Raw genomic sequence first — 14788 nt, 5'->3', positions numbered from 1 at the left:
AGTATCCGGATGTTATCAAAAATTAAGTTACTGTGAGCGCAGGGTTGACAAGCTTTGTAGCGCGTCGTTTGGTTCTACAAGAATTTTGCTTGGCGCGGAAAAGGGCCTCTGCTGTAATGCAGTGATAATGTCTGCATTGATTCTGGGCACTTGTTTGCGTGAGAGCATTTCGAGATGCCAGTTGGACCAAGCCTCCCAGTAAGCGAGCCGCTGTGGAGATATGGCGGTATCTGAATACCCGGTATCGCTTGCGGTCATCAGTGAATTTGGGCGGTGGCAGCCTAACGTCAATGGTTGGCGGATTTTCTTGATCGCTTTGGTACCGAACACCACACGTAGTCGAGCCAGAAACTCGCTGTCCGCTCCTGTTCGGACACAGTCCCATGGTCCCGTTGCATACAAAACTCGCTCACGCCGAAACAGTGGGGAAGCCGGATTGAGGCGCATGAGTGGATGCACAGGGCGGGCATAAAATACGCCATCGTCCTGAATGCGTACCCAGTTGGAGGTTGTGCAGATAAGCCGGCTATCCGCCAATAATGGAGTCACCTGTCGGGCAATTCTTTCCGGATGCATCCAGTCATCCGAGTCGTGGCAAGTGACAAACTCGCCTTTGGCGCGTTCCAAGCCGATGCGCTTGGCAATATAGGTACCGACATTCTTCGGTAAGCGAATCACTTGTACTCGTGTATCGCGCTTGGCAATAGCAGTAAGCAGGTCTGGCGTTTGATCGTCGCTGGCATCATCCACCACGATTAATTCCAAATTCCGATAACTTTGCGCTAATACGGATTCGATAGCTGCCAGTGCGCGGGTACCCGTCCGGAATGTTGTCATAAGCACAGAGACCAATGGACCGATGACCGAAGTACTAGCATGGAGAACCGTCACGTTCAGTATAGAAGGTGGCTGTGACGTATCGAGTAGCCACAATCGGGGTACCTCATACGCGGCTAGAAAGGCATTGAGCCGATGCAGTTGGTCTAGGGGTGTTCCTCCGTCTGCATTAGTGAGCAATAGATATAGTTCAGGTTCTTGTTGCAGGGAGTGTTGCGACTGGTTCCGAAGCAGGTGTTGAGCCTCCATAGTTTTGCCGTTCCGTAATAGGGCTGCGGCTAATAAAGTGGAGGGGGGAGCCGGGCTGTTTTTTAACAAGGATAGTGCCTCTTCTGGCAAGAATGGTAAAAGCGCATCGGCCAGAGCAATGTCGTGTTGTCGCCAGCAAGCTTGCTGGCGGAATCGTTTCAACATCTGCCGTGCCATTGCCATTTGGCCGCAGGCAGCTAACGACACTGTTTTAGCAAACACCCCACGCCAACCCAGTTTGTGGGATACGGCTTGAGAAACTGTCAGGTAGGCCCCCAATTGATAAAATGCCCATAGCTTACAATTTGTCAGTGCCCAGTTTTGAGTGGATGGAAGAGAGGACAGGGCTTTTACGAAGTGATTTTTATTGAAGTGCCAAATAAAGTGAAGCATATATTCTTATCTAGAATAATTCATTGGAAAATTGGGAGCGAAAATTTTCCAGTAAAAAATTATCTTTGCATATGTGCTGATCTACAAACAATTCAATTTCTTTTGTTCCAACTCTTTCCGCAGAGTCATTTGATCCGTGATTGACAATGTAACAAGTGATGGGGGCTTTCAACGCTACAAAGCTCCGGCCGTAAGCTATTGATGAGGTTGGGAATTTTGTATGGTCTTTCAATGATGAGAAAAATGAATTATCGCTATCGAATTCAATTATATCTAGCTCGGATATTTTAGAAATAAAACAACTTCCACAGTTTTTATAAAATATTTTCGACTTACCGTCTAAATGGGATATTTTTTTCTGTTGTAATCAAAAACATACCCAGAGTATAAGGCGATGTCATCAATGGCGGGGTTTTCATTGAATGTTTTTGATATGTCCGTATAGAAAGATTTTGCAACTAAATCGTCAGCATCAAAAAACATAAAAAGATCACCAGGTTTGGCTGTCGATAATATTTTATTCTTGGCTAATGTTTTCTTTGACATTTTGTCCAGCATATATCCTTGTTGATTTTCTGGAATGGGGATGGTGGCTTGTATGAAAGATATGTTTTCTGCTATGTCTTCTAGGAATTCAGGCTTTTCATGCCCAGCAATAATTATGGAGTACTCTCCACCTGATATATGAATAGACTCTATGGTGGACTTTAGTTGGCTACATACATTATTCCAATTGTTGGATGTGTGTTTTGATCTAAGAGGTATGGCATAGTAAATCATATGGCCTCACTGCTGATTGGTGATTGATAAGTAATTTTTACATTTAGAATAAATAATAACTTACGCTGAATAATGACTCTCTCACGAGTGATAATTTAAATCATGCTTGGAATTTATTTTACAGAAATGCAACTGGTTTTTTTGATGTGTTAATAGGTTGCATGAATTTTGTTCATATAAATGAAGCATCTGTATTTAGGTGGTTGAATATAGGCGTGCAATTTTTTAGATATTCTTCATCAGAAATTGACCATGTATGCGTGGTTGGCTTGTGACGCATTTGGATGAAATTGTATTTGTCAGAAGAATAAATAAGAAAACCATTCTCTTTGCACTCTCTAAGGAAATTAGTGTCCTCGCCGCGGTTCTTGGCATGGAAGCGTACGGTATTGAAGATGTGTCTTCTAATGATCAGAGTGCCTCCAGAAATAAAGTCAGTATATATGTTGTCATGACCTTTATTTTTTATTCCCATGCTACGAGCTGCTTCAACAAAATACCAATAAGTGTGTTTTCCAACTATATCGGCGCCACTGTAATTAAGTGCAATCAAACTATCCGTAAGGTAATGTGGGCCATACAAATCATCATCATCCATTTTAGCAATATAATCCCCAGAGGCTTTGTAAATGCCAAAATTCAAACATTCGCCAAGAGTTTTTTCTTGTGGTAATTGAAATACCTGAGTGTTTTTAAGATGGGAAACCTGGTTTTTTACTTGGCCAATATTGAACTGATCATTATTCAGAATGATGATCAGTTCTTTGTTTTTATGAAGCTGCCTACAGTAATTCTCTATCATTATTTTTATATTTTGTAGACGGTTAGTGCACATGATAGTGCTGACTTTGTCGACTTCGACCTGTTCAACGGGGAGTTTTAATCTATAAGCAATATCTGCGAATCTCTTCGCATAAGTATGTTTTTGTAGACAGTGCCTAGTTGCTTGATGATTCATTGCCTCACGCTCAAGGTCTGAACTTAGTAAAAATTTCACGGTCTCGGCGGTTTGTTCTTGTGAGTTGACAATTTTTACATGACCAGCCAGCATCTCATCAATACCCTTAGATGGAGTAGAGATAATTGATGTGCCACAAGCCAAGATTTCAAATACCCGGCGTGAAAACATGGTTGGAGAATCTTGTATCGTATTAATATTCAGAAAGACCTTATACTGGCGATAGGCCGTTATCATTTGCGCATAGTCTAATGATCCCACGATAAAAGGCTGGTACTTTATCGGGAAGATGCGAGACTCTCGATGTTTTGTCGCATATAGCATGCGATCATAGATGTGAAGCTGGCGGTCCAAAATGCCATCGAGAATTATTTCTGTCTGTATTCTACGAGTGTCATGGCCATTGTTATACCAACTACCAGCAAAACAAATATCGTATATTGGAAGTTTCTTATTTCGGATTGGATTATGAAGGGCTGGTTGAGCAGCAAAAGCGAGTGGATAGACGCGATTGTGACCCACTCGTAATTTATAGATTTCAATTAAATTTGAGTCGGTAGTGAAAATGTAGTCACATTCGGCAGCAACATCAATAAATATATCGTAGTTAGTAGGGTCTTCTTTATTCCAAAAAACCACGGGAATATTTTTTATTTTGCAATATTGAATAACGGCTCGTAGTGGGTCTCCATGCTTTCCCTGAAAGCTCGACATAGAGTATATCCACTCACCATCGTTTCCATTCCAGGCGGATTCAATAAAAAACATTGTCGGAGAGTTATTGTCAATTTCATCTCTCCAATGACTTTTGGTCAAAGGAATAAAGTTGGCCTCGTAATGGAAACAGTCAAAAGTAAATTTATCGGTAATACATACAACGTTGAGGTGCTGATTGCGTTTATGGCCTTTGGCTTCAAACTCTGGCCAAGAGACATTGTCGCGTCGCCTGCCTGAATAAATAATTCCAACACTTTCAAGAAGTTTGGCCTTTAATTCGTCGTTGAATGGTTTTGCTTGGAGCTTTCCTTTTTTCTTTGCCGCCCTAATTTTTATCAAACGTTTGGGTGTGAGGAAAAAATCGTGCCACGAGCCGCTTACCATTTGCGCAACCGTCTTTCCAAGGTGGTATTGAAATGAGGAGGCTAGTTTTTCTTTTTCATATAGTGCTTTTGCAAGTTTGTTAGTAAGCAGTTCTTCATACTTGTCTTTCTCTTCGACTCCTTGCGGGACATCCGCGAGTAACTCTTGAATAGTTTGTAGTTTCCACTCGACCTGTTTACTAATTTGATTTATTGGATCAGTGTCATCAAAGGTTGTTTCAGGCAATGCAGGTTCCTGAGATATCCACATGGAAGGTTTTCTGATCGTTACGCATCCTTCTCCTGAGAGTTTGATTGCGAGACGGAAGCTTTTAGTCTCTTCGGGGGGCTGAAACTCAACCTTGTTAAGGTTGTTGTAAATGAGTTGGTATTTGTGTCCAATTCTCATTTTTTCATCATAAAAAATTATAAACACTGCACAGGATGGACGCTTGGAGCCGTACTTACAGTGTATATGTACTTGATAGGTTTTCTTAGTTTCAACCGCCCATTTCTTCTCTTTAGGTGGTAAGTCGAGGAATCCCGCATCAGTATAGATGTAGATGCTCTTTCCCGACTCTGTCTTGACCTCTACAATTATTTCATCATTACCGCTAGCAACATTTTTAATTAGGTGTGCTTGAGTTGTGTCTGAGACAGACCATTGAGTAAGCTGAGTGTTCTTATTAAATGAAAAAAATGAACTATTTATCTCGGAAAAAATATTACTTCCGACTTTTTTTGTGATGGTGGCGAAAATGGTCGTAAGTATTTCGTCGTACTTTCTTACGACACTCTTTAGGTTTTTATCCTGCAGCGTTTTTTTAATGTTCATGACTTAAAGTTTCGGGCAGCGTGATTTTTGGAAGGGGGAGGTTGTGTTGCGTCTTCGATTTATTTGTCGATACCAATCGACATGGTTGACGATTGTATGCACCAACAGTATCAATAATTAGTTGATTTATTGGTCTTTCAGACTGGATGTTTGTTGACTGATTAAAATCTTTATGAGCCACAAGAAAAACTAGTATGTGAGATTTTGCAATAGCTGTTTCTAATGTGACGAGTGGAATCGCTGAGGCGTGAATTTGTGTGGGTACGTGTTCAATATTGGGCTCGACGGCAAGAATCTGGCCAGGGTAAAGCTGGGCTAAACCAAGAGTGATGTCGAGTGCAGGACTGCCGCGTAGATCATCAATATCAGGCTTGAAAGCTAGACCTAAACACGTAATTTTGATGTCTTTCTTGGACATGCCTTGTTGGTTTAAATTTTCTATAGCTTGATTTACTTGTTGGATCACCCAGAATGGCTTGCTGTCATTGATTTCTCGTGCAGAGCGGATCAGGCGGGTTTGTTCAAATGCGCTGTGAACGATAAACCAAGGGTCGACAGCGATACAGTGTCCACCGACACCAGGGCCGGGTTGTAGAATATTGACTCGCGGATGGTGGTTGGCAACTCTAATCAACTCCCAGACATTGATGTCCAGTTTGTCGCAAATTAAAGATAATTCATTGGCGAATGCAATATTAACATCGCGATATGCGTTCTCAGTTAGTTTTGCCATTTCTGCAGTACGCACATTGGTGGGTATTAACTCTCCTTTGACAAATATTTTGTAGATATCTTTGGCTTTCTGTGTTGAGATATTATTGATGCCGCCTATAAGTCTATCGTTTTCAACTAGTTCGCGAATAACTTGACCTGGCAATATTCGCTCTGGGCAATAGGCAATATAAACATCGCAATCTTCTGATTTCGCATTAGCGAATTTTAAATCTTCCCGCCATTGCTTTAACCATTCCGCCATCTTCTCTGTTGTACCTACGGGAGATGTAGACTCCAAAATAATCAAATCGCCTCGTTTCAACACATTGGCAATGCTTTTTGCTGCGGCCTGAATGTAAGAAAGATCTGGCTTGTAATCTTCTTTAAATGGAGTTGGCACCGCGATTAAAAATGCATCAGCGGGTTCTGGCTGCGTGGATGCCCGCAAGTAGCCTGCGGTGACGGCCGTATGGACAATGCTGTCCAGACCGGGTTCTACAATATGAATTCGGCCTTGATTGATAGTGTCGACAGTATGTTGATTGATGTCGATGCCAATGACTTTAGTTTTTTGGGCGGCAAAAATAGCAGCGGTAGGTAGCCCGATATAACCTAAGCCTATAACTGAAATGGTTTTATTGATCATGTGTGGTCTCAAAGGTTGTGTTGATGGTTTTTTAAGAGGAAATCGATAATGCGAGAACTGGATTGACCGTCGCCATAGGGGTTATGGGCTTGAGCCATTTTTTGGTACTGCAATGGCTGATCAAGTAGTTCGCTACAAGCATGCAGAATTTGTTGAGGATCAGTGCCGACTAAACGTGCAGTACCTGCGGCAACCGCTTCCGGGCGTTCAGTCGTATCCCGCATGACGAGTACAGGTTTACCCAGCGACGGTGCTTCTTCTTGAATGCCTCCTGAATCTGTCAGGATTAGCGTGGAGCGGGACATTAGATAGACAAAGGGTAGATAGTCTAATGGGGGAATAAGCTGCACATTGTTTAGATTAGAGAGGTTTTGTTCTACCGGTTGTTTGATATTTGGATTGGGGTGCACCGGGTAAGCAAAATCGATTTCTGGATATTTTTTAGACAATTGCTTTATGGCCTCGCAGATATTGAGAATGCCATCGCCAAAGTTCTCACGTCGGTGCGCTGTCACTAGTACTGTGCGTTTACCTTTATCCAAGAAGGGAAATTGCTTGTGCACGCTGTTACGTAAGTTACTATTATTTTCAAGCTTATCTATGGCTATCAGCAGTGCATCAATGACTGTGTTGCCGGTAATAAGAATTTTGTCAGAGGGGATGTTCTCACTGCGCAAATTGTCATAGGCGTTCAGCGTCGGGGCAAAATGATAAGCGGCCAGCGCTCCGGTGATGCGGCGGTTGCCTTCTTCCGGCCATGGCGAGAGGATATTGCCAGTGCGCAACCCCGCCTCTACATGGCAGACGCGGATTTGTTTGTAGAAGGAGGCCTGAGCTGCAGCCAGCGTAGTGGTGGTATCGCCATGCACCAGCACATAGTCGGGTTGGAGTGAGTCAAGTACTGGTGAGAGTCTAGTGATGATATCCGTGGTGATGCTTTGTAGATTTTGTCCTGGACGCATGATGTCCAGATCATAATCCGGTGCAATATCGAATAGCTCAAGTACCTGATCCAGCATCTGTCTATGTTGAGCGGTGACACAGACTTTTGCCTCGATTTGGGTGCTGCGTGCCAGTGCTTGAACGAGAGGAGCCATTTTGATAGCTTCGGGTCGAGTGCCGAATATAGTTAAAACACGCATGATGTTCTCCAGCGATCACAGATTGAGAATGACTTTTGCGGCAACGGCAATTTGGTAAATGATTTGGGATATTCCGCGTACTACTTCAATGTTTTTGCTGCTAATTTTCGGCAGCACCATGACTTCGTCACCGGCAACCACCTGGTCGCGAGAGGCCGCGGCTTGAACTTCGCCGTTTTGTTTTATCAAGATCAGGCGGGAGTGGTCAGCCCCTTGGGAATAGCCGCCAACACGGTTGATGTAGTCACCGACATTAAAGTTTTTCTGCCAGCTAACGGCATTGGGAAACAGCACCTCGCCATGTACCATCACGACGCTGGTTTTTTCAGGGATGCGGATAATGTCGCCATCCTCCAGCAAGGTGGTTTGCAGGTTGTCCTGATTCAGTACCACTTGTCCCCGTGGTTCAATCTTGCTGGCTTGGGCCACGAAGCGTTCAATCAACTCGGCTTCTTTAACCCGTAAATCCGCTTCTTCCTTGGTGGCGGAGCGGGCGGAGAGCGCAGCCTCCTGCAATTTCTGCAATGATTGTTCCAGCATGGTTTTTTGCCGTTCGGCCACAGATTTGCGAAACAGCTGCAGCGCTTCTATCTGAGACATGCTGTTCGCTTGTAGCTTGGCCAGCACGTCGGCCATGCTGGCTCCGTAGGGCAGTACGATGGCGTGTTCGCCGGAATGGGCGCCTTCCACTCGCACCTGGATGGTGCCGACGTAACGGTCGGCGCTGATCAATAGCTGATCGCCATCCTGCAACACCACATTTCCAGCTTGTTCCAGCGGGTAGTATTCGCTGCGCTTCTGCGTGCCCTGGCGACGAATGATGCTGGCGTGAGTGGCTCCGGGCTTGGGGCGGGAGACTTGCAAGGCTTGCTGCAGGCTGATGCTGTTCTGTCCAAATTCGAAGTCATAGGCATTGAACACCTCGCCGCTGACCGTGAAGGTATGCTGGCGCGGGCCGACCACAATGACGTCGCCGTCGGAGAACTGCGTCATGTCCATCCGGCCCTGAAGCAGAAAGTCGTAGAGGTTGACGCGCTGGCGCAGGATGTCGCCGCGCTTGATCTGAATGTCGACATAGCTGCCGCGCTCGGCGTCGACGCCGCCGGCCTTGTCCAGATAGCTGAGTACGCTGTCGGCCGCGATGCCGCCGTAGAGGCCGGGTTGTTTGACGAAGCCGGTGACGAAGACCTTGACCGGCTGAGCGATGTCCAGCGCCGCGTAGACGTTGACGTTGGCCTTGTAGACGCGACGCACTCGGTTTGACACCGCCGCGTTCAATTCGCCGTTGCGTATGCCGGCGACCGACACGGGGCCTATGTTCGGAATGAAAATATTGCCCTGGGGATCGATGAGCAGCTGCGCGTCAAAGTTGAAGGCGCCCCATAGGCGCAGCGCGATGCGATCGCCGATGCTCAGCTGGTAGTTGGGGTTGAAGCCCTGGCCTGCGCTATTGCGGAAGGCGCCGCCAAAAAGTTGCGAGCCGAACATGCGACCGGGCGCTTGTGGCGGGACGATGATCGGGGCCTCCTGTGGCGGAGGCGGTATTGCCCGCTCGGCGGCCTGCTGCCGCAGGGGCTGCTCCGACTCTGCTTGCGAGCCGGGCAGAAGCGACACTGCGTGGGCCTGGCTTAGGGCCAGGCAAAGAAACGGGAGGATCTTGGCGTGTTGCATCATGGGGCTAAATCTTGTGATCTTCGATGATGGACAGGGCCAGGCGTACGAAGCCGTAGAGCAGGCTGCAGGCGATCAGCAGCGTGGCCAGGGTATAAAGCTTGCGTGGGTATTCCGCGTCTTCCGCCAGTTGTGGCGAGCTCACGACGGCAAGGCTTTTGCGTTTATGGCTGGCCTCTACCCGGCTTTTCTCCAACGCGGTCAGCGCCAACTTGTACAGGTCGGCTTGAAAGTCGACTTTTGACTTCAGTTCCTGATATTGGGCGGCTTGACGATTCAGCTTTCCGTCCTCGGGGGCGGCCAGCTTGCTCTTTTCATGGAGAAGCTGGGCTTTCAGCGCCTCGAGCGCACCCGTCAGAGCGGTGACTTGTGGGGAATCGCTTTGCAGATAGCTTTGTAAATTGCGTAGCTCCGCCTCCAACTGCGTTTGCTTGGCCTGCAGTTCCGCTAGGAGTTGGCCGGCGGCCTGAGCTTGGGCGACAGGGTCGAGCTGACCATGGCTGTTCTGATATTTCAGCAAGGCTTCCTTGGCGGCGTTCAGGCCCAGATAGGCGCGTTCCGCCTCCTGCTGGGCGAAGGCCAGTTCATTGCGGCTGATGGCCTGCGACAGCCCGTTGATGAAGCGCTCGCATTCTTGCAGGATGGCGAGATTCAGTTGTTGGGCGAACTGGGGGGTGAAGCCTTGGCTGCGTATCGTCAGCAAGGAGGTTTTATCGTCGAATTGGACGCCGACCTTGTTACGGTAGAAAGCCAGCGTGTCTTCCTTGCTGGCCGATTTGGCCAACTGATGCGGCCAGTCCAGACCGGCGGCGAGATAAGCCTGCTTGAGCGCCAGCCGCCGCTCCAGCCGCTGCAGCATGTCCGGCGAATGTATGTATTGCTGCAACAGCATGGCGTCTTCCCGGATGGTGGAGGCCCCGGCCCCCAGCAGCGTGCTCAGGTTCAGATCGCCGCCGCCATCGCCGGAGCGCTTGACGATGACTTTGGATTCGCTGACATAACGGTCCTGGGCGATCAGGGCAAAATATCCGCCGCACAAGGCTAGCGGCAGGCCGATGCAGACCCATGGAGAGACAAGGTGGGCGAGCAGGGCCTGGGGCCGGAAACGGTCAAACCACGTCGACATTTTCTTCTTCCCGATAGGCTTGGACTGCATCGTCAATGTTTTGGAAATAGCGGACCTGAGAGCGGCCGATCAATAGTCCGGCGTCGCAGAATTTCTTCAGTTCGGACATGGAGTGCGACACCATCAGGAACTGGCTGTGTTGGCGGCGCTCCTGCATCAGTGCCGCGCTTTTCCGTTTGAAGGCGGCGTCGCCCACCGCGGTGACCTCATCGACCAGGTAGTAGTCGAAAGGGAAGGCCATCGACAGGCCAAAGCCGAGTCTCGATCGCATGCCGGAGGAATAGGTTTTGATCGGCATATCGAAGTAGTTGCCCAGTTCCGCAAAGTCTTCGACGAAGGCGACCTTGTCGTTCAGTGCGTTTTTGGGGGCATAGAGCCGGGCGACGAATTTGACGTTTTCCCGCCCGGTCATACTGCCTTGAAAGCCGCTGGCCAAACCCACCGGCCAGGAGATGCTGTGCCGGGTGGCGATGCTGCCGCCGTCCGGCCGATCCATGCCGCCGATGATGCGCAGCAAGGTTGATTTGCCCGCGCCGTTGCGGCCGATCAGGCCGACGCTGACATTGGATGGAATCTCAAGGTTGAGGTCTTTGAAGACATAGAAGCGTCCGCTTGGCGTCTTATAGGATTTGCTGAGTTTGTGTATCTGGATCATGAGCGCAACATGGCCGGTTCCCGGCCCTTATAGAGAGATAAGCCGGCAAACAGCAGGGCCAGCGTCCAGGCGAAGAGGTAGGACAGGCTGTCGTCGTTCAGCGGGTAGCCGGGCAAGATCGCGTGCCGCATCAATTCGAAGGCGTGCAGCAGAGGGTTCCAATCCACCAGCCAGCGATAATCGCCGGGGATCAGGCTGGGGGGGAACATGATCCCGCTGAGGAAGTAAAGTGGCTTCATCAAGATGGGTAACAGTTTTTCGGCCGTTTTGAACGCATGGCCCAGGACCATGAAGACCAGGCCACAGCCCAAGGCCAGCAGACTCAGCAGCAGCCATGCCGTGGTCAGCAGCGGCAATTGGCTGAGCTGTATGGTTTCTCCTGCCAGCCACAGGCCGCTCATCAGCATGAGGTAAACCAGCACATAGATCAGGCTCTCGAGCAGTGCCCGGGCCAGTACCGCGTCCAGCGGGTGTACCGGGCGGTAGCTGAACAGGCCGCGATTAGCCTCAATGGCGTTCAAGGAGCGCAGGGAGATATTGCTGAACAGCATGTAAGGCACAATGCCGCTGAGCAAAAAGACCGGGAATGAAACGCCGGGCATCGCGCGTCGCATGATGAAGCCAAGCGCCAGCAACAGGATGGCCATATGCGCCACAGGTTCCAACAACGCCCATAGATAACCCAGCCGATACTTGCCAAAGCGGGTTTTCAGCTCTCTGAGCAGTAGCGCGTGCACGGTGGTGCGCATGATGTCGAAGCCGCTGCGCATATCAGATATCGAACGATTTGATGACGCCGACGGTTCGCCGCTCTTCATCGGTGACCAGCAAGGCCGTGATCTTGTGCTGCTGCATCAGCGTTTCCGCTTCCGACAGCATGGCTTCCGCGGCAATGTGAAATGGCGATGGGCTCATGATGTCGCGAGCGCGCAGCGATTTGAGGTCTTCGTGCTGTTCAATGGCGCGGCGCAAATCGCCGTCGGTGATGATGCCTATGGCGGGGGCGTCGGGAGCGCCTACCACGGTTAAGCCCAGGCAGCCTTCGGTAATGGAGCTGACGATGGTTTTGAAGCTATCGTCCGGAAGATTGAAGGGAACGCGCGCCTGCATTGCGTCTCTCGTCTTGGTCAGCAGCTTTCGGCCGAGCGCGCCGCCGGGATGGAAACGGGCGAAATCTTCGGCCTGGAACTGGCGCCTTTCCATCAGCGCCATGGCCAGTGCGTCGCCCATGGCCAGAGCGAGCGTGGTGGAGGTGGTGGGCGCCAGATTGTTGGGGCAGCTTTCGCGCTCCACTGGGATGGGGAGCGACAAATCGGCTTGCGTGGCCAGGGTGGAGCCCGATTTGCCTGTGATGGCGATAACCTTGGCCTGGATGTGTTTGAGATAGGGCAGCAGACGCAGCACCTCCTCGGTTTCCCCGCTATTGGAGATCAGCAGCAGGCAGTCATTGGACATGATCATTCCAAGATCGCCATGAAAGGCTTCGCCGGGATGGACAAAGAAGCTGGGGGTGCCGGTGGAGGCCAGGGTCGCGGCGATTTTGCGGCCGATGATGCCGGATTTGCCCATGCCGGAAACGATGACTTTTCCGGTGGTGGCGTACATGAAGTCAATGGCGCGAGAGAAGGACGCCGACAGCGTGTCGGCTTGTCGGATCAAGGCCTGTCCTTGCGTGCGCAGGACATTTATTCCGGTTTGAATGGCATTCATGATTTTTATATCCAGATAGGGCTTTCGTTGCCGCATCCTTTGATGAATTTTTGAGGGTTTTAAGCTGTATAAGCTTTTGTTTGTTGTAGGTTATAGGTTTGCCCATGATGCTAGCATTGACATGAAATATCATCATTAGGAAAAGTCTTAAAAAAACTAGGTTTTGCCTGTCTGTGCTGAGCATGAGGTTGTTCATGATTTTTAATTAATATATTAATATTGAAAGGATTGTTTTCTATTTCTTAATAAAATATATATTTATCTATATTTTATATTTATATGTGTTTTTGTAGAGTATCCCTGTCAGGCCTGATCGCTGGCTTGGGCCGCGGCTCTTGCAGGACTCGCGGCGCGTATACCCTAGGGAGGCATCATGCTGGAGGTGGACGAGGGAGAGGCTGCTGAGCCAGGGAGCTGGCGTCGCCAACTAACATATTTCCTGCGTCATGAGCGCCGCTGCTGGCGCCGGCTGGCGTATTGGTTGAAGCAATTTCGCAGCGACAGGCCGCCGCTTCGCTGCTACGCCTGGCGGCCGGCGCCGGAGGATGTTGACGACGCGGCGTCGAAGCGCTAGGTCGCCGCCGCGGACAGCGGTACAATGCGGCTTTACTTTCGCATCGCCGTCCATCATGAAGTTCACGCCAGGCCAGGTGCGGCCCGTGCCCCGTCTGCCCGGCCGCGCCCTGCAACAGCAGGCCCGCGCCGCCTTGAAGCAAGGCGAGGTCATCGCCTATTCCACCGAGTCCTGCTACGGCCTGGGCTGCAATCCGCTGGATGTGCGCGCTATCCGCAAAATTCTGGCGATCAAGGCCAGGCCCAATCACAAGGGGCTGATCGTGATCGCGGCCGACGTCTCCCAGATCCGTCATCTGATCCGTCCGTTGAGCGCCGCCCAATACGCGGAACTGGCGCGCTACTGGCCCGGTCCATATACTTTTTTGCTGCCGGCCTCGAGCCGGGTGCCGCCGGCCTTGCGCGGCAAACACGACAAGATCGCCGTGCGCGTGACAGCGCATGGCGAGGCGGCGGCCTTGTGCCGCAGCCTGGGCACGGCGCTGGTGTCCACCTCGGCCAACCGCGCCGGCCAGCAATCGCTGAAAACCGCGCGGGCCTGCCGCGAGGCTTTCCGCCAGCGGGTGCTGACCCTGCCGGGCCGCATCGGCAAGCGGCGCAAACCGTCCACCATCATTGATTTGGAAACAGGCCGCGTGTTGCGCTGAGCCTGGCGATTACAAGAGGAGTTGCCGTGCAACAGATTTCCTTCCTGAGCCTGATCCTGGACGCCAGCCTGATGGTGCAATTGGTGATGGCCGGCCTGGCCTTGATGTCGGTGCTGTCCTGGGCCCTGATCTTCAACAAGATCGCCGTGCTGCGCGCGGCGCGGCGCAATAGCGATGAGTTCGAGCGTAATTTCTGGAGCGGCGCGGACCTGAACCGCTTGTACGAGGACGCCAGCCGCCGTAGCGACACCGTGGGCATGGAGCGCATTTTCCAGTCCGGTTTCGCCGAGTTCCTGAAGCTGCGCGGCCGCAACGGCACCGAGCTGTCCGACATCATGGCCGGCTCGCGCCGGGCGATGAAGGCGGCGGCGCAGCGCGAGCTGGACGCCCTGGACAGCCATACCTCCTTCCTCGCCACCGTCGGTTCGGTCAGTCCTTACATCGGCCTGTTCGGCACGGTGTGGGGCATCATGCATGCCTTCATCGGCCTGGGCAACGCCGGCCAGGCCACCTTGTCCACGGTGGCGCCGGGCATCGCCGAGGCGCTGGTGGCCACCGCCATCGGCCTGTTCGCCGCGATTCCGGCGGTGGTGGCCTACAACCGCTTCGCCACCGACGTCGACCGCTTGGCTACCCGCTTCGACAGTTATATGGAAGAGTTCTCCAACATCCTGCAGCGCTTGGCCACGCGTTAAGCCTGGCCCGTCCGCGGCAAAATTGGACTTGCCACGGACATTCCCATACGGCATGGTATCCGGTTCCACTTTCCCGAG

General features: G+C 50.7%; 12 protein-coding genes. 2 read left to right on the top strand and 10 right to left on the bottom strand.

The features are described from left to right. Positions 1–27: 27 nt before the first annotated feature. From AB1Z25_RS20965 to AB1Z25_RS20920, 10 genes are all read right to left on the bottom strand, one after another. Positions 28–1479, bottom strand: a complete 1452-nt coding sequence (locus AB1Z25_RS20965; protein ID WP_227105612.1) for a glycosyltransferase family 2 protein — start codon at positions 1477–1479, stop codon at positions 28–30. Between the two features lie 339 nt (positions 1480–1818). Next, positions 1819–2259 carry a hypothetical protein gene (locus AB1Z25_RS20960; RefSeq protein WP_486636089.1) on the bottom strand — a complete coding sequence of 147 codons (441 nt, stop codon included), beginning with the start codon at positions 2257–2259 and terminating at the stop codon, positions 1819–1821. Positions 2260–2431: 172 nt separating this feature from the next. Continuing rightward, a complete protein-coding gene (locus AB1Z25_RS20955) occupies positions 2432–5131 on the bottom strand; it encodes a glycosyltransferase family protein (RefSeq protein WP_486636088.1) in 2700 nt (899 codons plus the stop codon). After that, the gene (wecC, locus tag AB1Z25_RS20950) at positions 5121–6491 is read right to left on the bottom strand and encodes a UDP-N-acetyl-D-mannosamine dehydrogenase (protein ID WP_486636087.1); all 1371 of its coding nucleotides are present in this window, start codon (positions 6489–6491) and stop codon (positions 5121–5123) included. The genes AB1Z25_RS20955 and wecC overlap by 11 nt, the downstream gene beginning before the upstream one ends. 8 nt (positions 6492–6499) lie before the next feature. Then, positions 6500–7633: a non-hydrolyzing UDP-N-acetylglucosamine 2-epimerase gene (gene wecB / locus AB1Z25_RS20945; RefSeq protein WP_486636086.1), complete on the bottom strand. Its 1134-nt coding sequence runs from the start codon at positions 7631–7633 to the stop codon at positions 6500–6502. A 15-nt stretch (positions 7634–7648) separates the two neighbouring features. Then, positions 7649–9307 carry a polysaccharide biosynthesis/export family protein gene (locus AB1Z25_RS20940; RefSeq protein ID WP_486636085.1) on the bottom strand — a complete coding sequence of 553 codons (1659 nt, stop codon included), beginning with the start codon at positions 9305–9307 and terminating at the stop codon, positions 7649–7651. A 4-nt stretch (positions 9308–9311) separates the two neighbouring features. Continuing rightward, on the bottom strand, positions 9312–10430 hold the full coding sequence (locus tag AB1Z25_RS20935; protein ID WP_486636084.1) for a KpsE/RkpR family capsule polysaccharide export protein: 1119 nt from the start codon (positions 10428–10430) through the stop codon (positions 9312–9314). Next, a complete protein-coding gene (locus tag AB1Z25_RS20930) occupies positions 10414–11085 on the bottom strand; it encodes an ABC transporter ATP-binding protein (protein ID WP_227105603.1) in 672 nt (223 codons plus the stop codon). Before AB1Z25_RS20930 ends, AB1Z25_RS20935 begins: the two co-directional genes overlap by 17 nt. After that, positions 11082–11903, bottom strand: coding sequence for an ABC transporter permease (locus tag AB1Z25_RS20925; RefSeq protein ID WP_486636083.1), 822 nt, complete (start codon positions 11901–11903; stop codon positions 11082–11084). Before AB1Z25_RS20925 ends, AB1Z25_RS20930 begins: the two co-directional genes overlap by 4 nt. Beyond that, on the bottom strand, positions 11857–12831 hold the full coding sequence (locus AB1Z25_RS20920) for a KpsF/GutQ family sugar-phosphate isomerase (protein ID WP_486636082.1): 975 nt from the start codon (positions 12829–12831) through the stop codon (positions 11857–11859). Before AB1Z25_RS20920 ends, AB1Z25_RS20925 begins: the two co-directional genes overlap by 47 nt. Positions 12832–13454: 623 nt before the next feature. Between AB1Z25_RS20920 and tsaC the strand changes: the two genes are divergently transcribed. Then, a complete protein-coding gene (gene tsaC / locus AB1Z25_RS20915) occupies positions 13455–14015 on the top strand; it encodes an L-threonylcarbamoyladenylate synthase type 1 TsaC (protein ID WP_227105591.1) in 561 nt (186 codons plus the stop codon). Between the two features lie 26 nt (positions 14016–14041). Further along, positions 14042–14710 carry a protein TolQ gene (gene tolQ / locus AB1Z25_RS20910; protein ID WP_019101077.1) on the top strand — a complete coding sequence of 223 codons (669 nt, stop codon included), beginning with the start codon at positions 14042–14044 and terminating at the stop codon, positions 14708–14710. Positions 14711–14788: the final 78 nt, after the last annotated feature.

The sequence above is a fragment of the Chromobacterium sp. HL1 genome (assembly GCF_057418835.1).
Note: the sequence above shows the minus strand (reverse complement) of the source record. Positions and strands in the feature narration are given on the sequence as shown.

Coding starts and splice junctions, on each gene's coding strand:
- AB1Z25_RS20920 (WP_486636082.1), bottom strand. CDS start 12,831: ATGCGGCAACGAAAGCCCTATCTGGATATAAAAATCATGAATGCCATT.
- AB1Z25_RS20925 (WP_486636083.1), bottom strand. CDS start 11,903: ATGAAGAGCGGCGAACCGTCGGCGTCATCAAATCGTTCGATATCTGAT.
- AB1Z25_RS20940 (WP_486636085.1), bottom strand. CDS start 9,307: ATGATGCAACACGCCAAGATCCTCCCGTTTCTTTGCCTGGCCCTAAGC.
- AB1Z25_RS20955 (WP_486636088.1), bottom strand. CDS start 5,131: ATGAACATTAAAAAAACGCTGCAGGATAAAAACCTAAAGAGTGTCGTA.
- AB1Z25_RS20935 (WP_486636084.1), bottom strand. CDS start 10,430: ATGTCGACGTGGTTTGACCGTTTCCGGCCCCAGGCCCTGCTCGCCCAC.
- wecC (WP_486636087.1), bottom strand. CDS start 6,491: ATGATCAATAAAACCATTTCAGTTATAGGCTTAGGTTATATCGGGCTA.
- AB1Z25_RS20960 (WP_486636089.1), bottom strand. CDS start 2,259: ATGATTTACTATGCCATACCTCTTAGATCAAAACACACATCCAACAAT.
- wecB (WP_486636086.1), bottom strand. CDS start 7,633: ATGCGTGTTTTAACTATATTCGGCACTCGACCCGAAGCTATCAAAATG.
- AB1Z25_RS20930 (WP_227105603.1), bottom strand. CDS start 11,085: ATGATCCAGATACACAAACTCAGCAAATCCTATAAGACGCCAAGCGGA.
- AB1Z25_RS20965 (WP_227105612.1), bottom strand. CDS start 1,479: ATGCTTCACTTTATTTGGCACTTCAATAAAAATCACTTCGTAAAAGCC.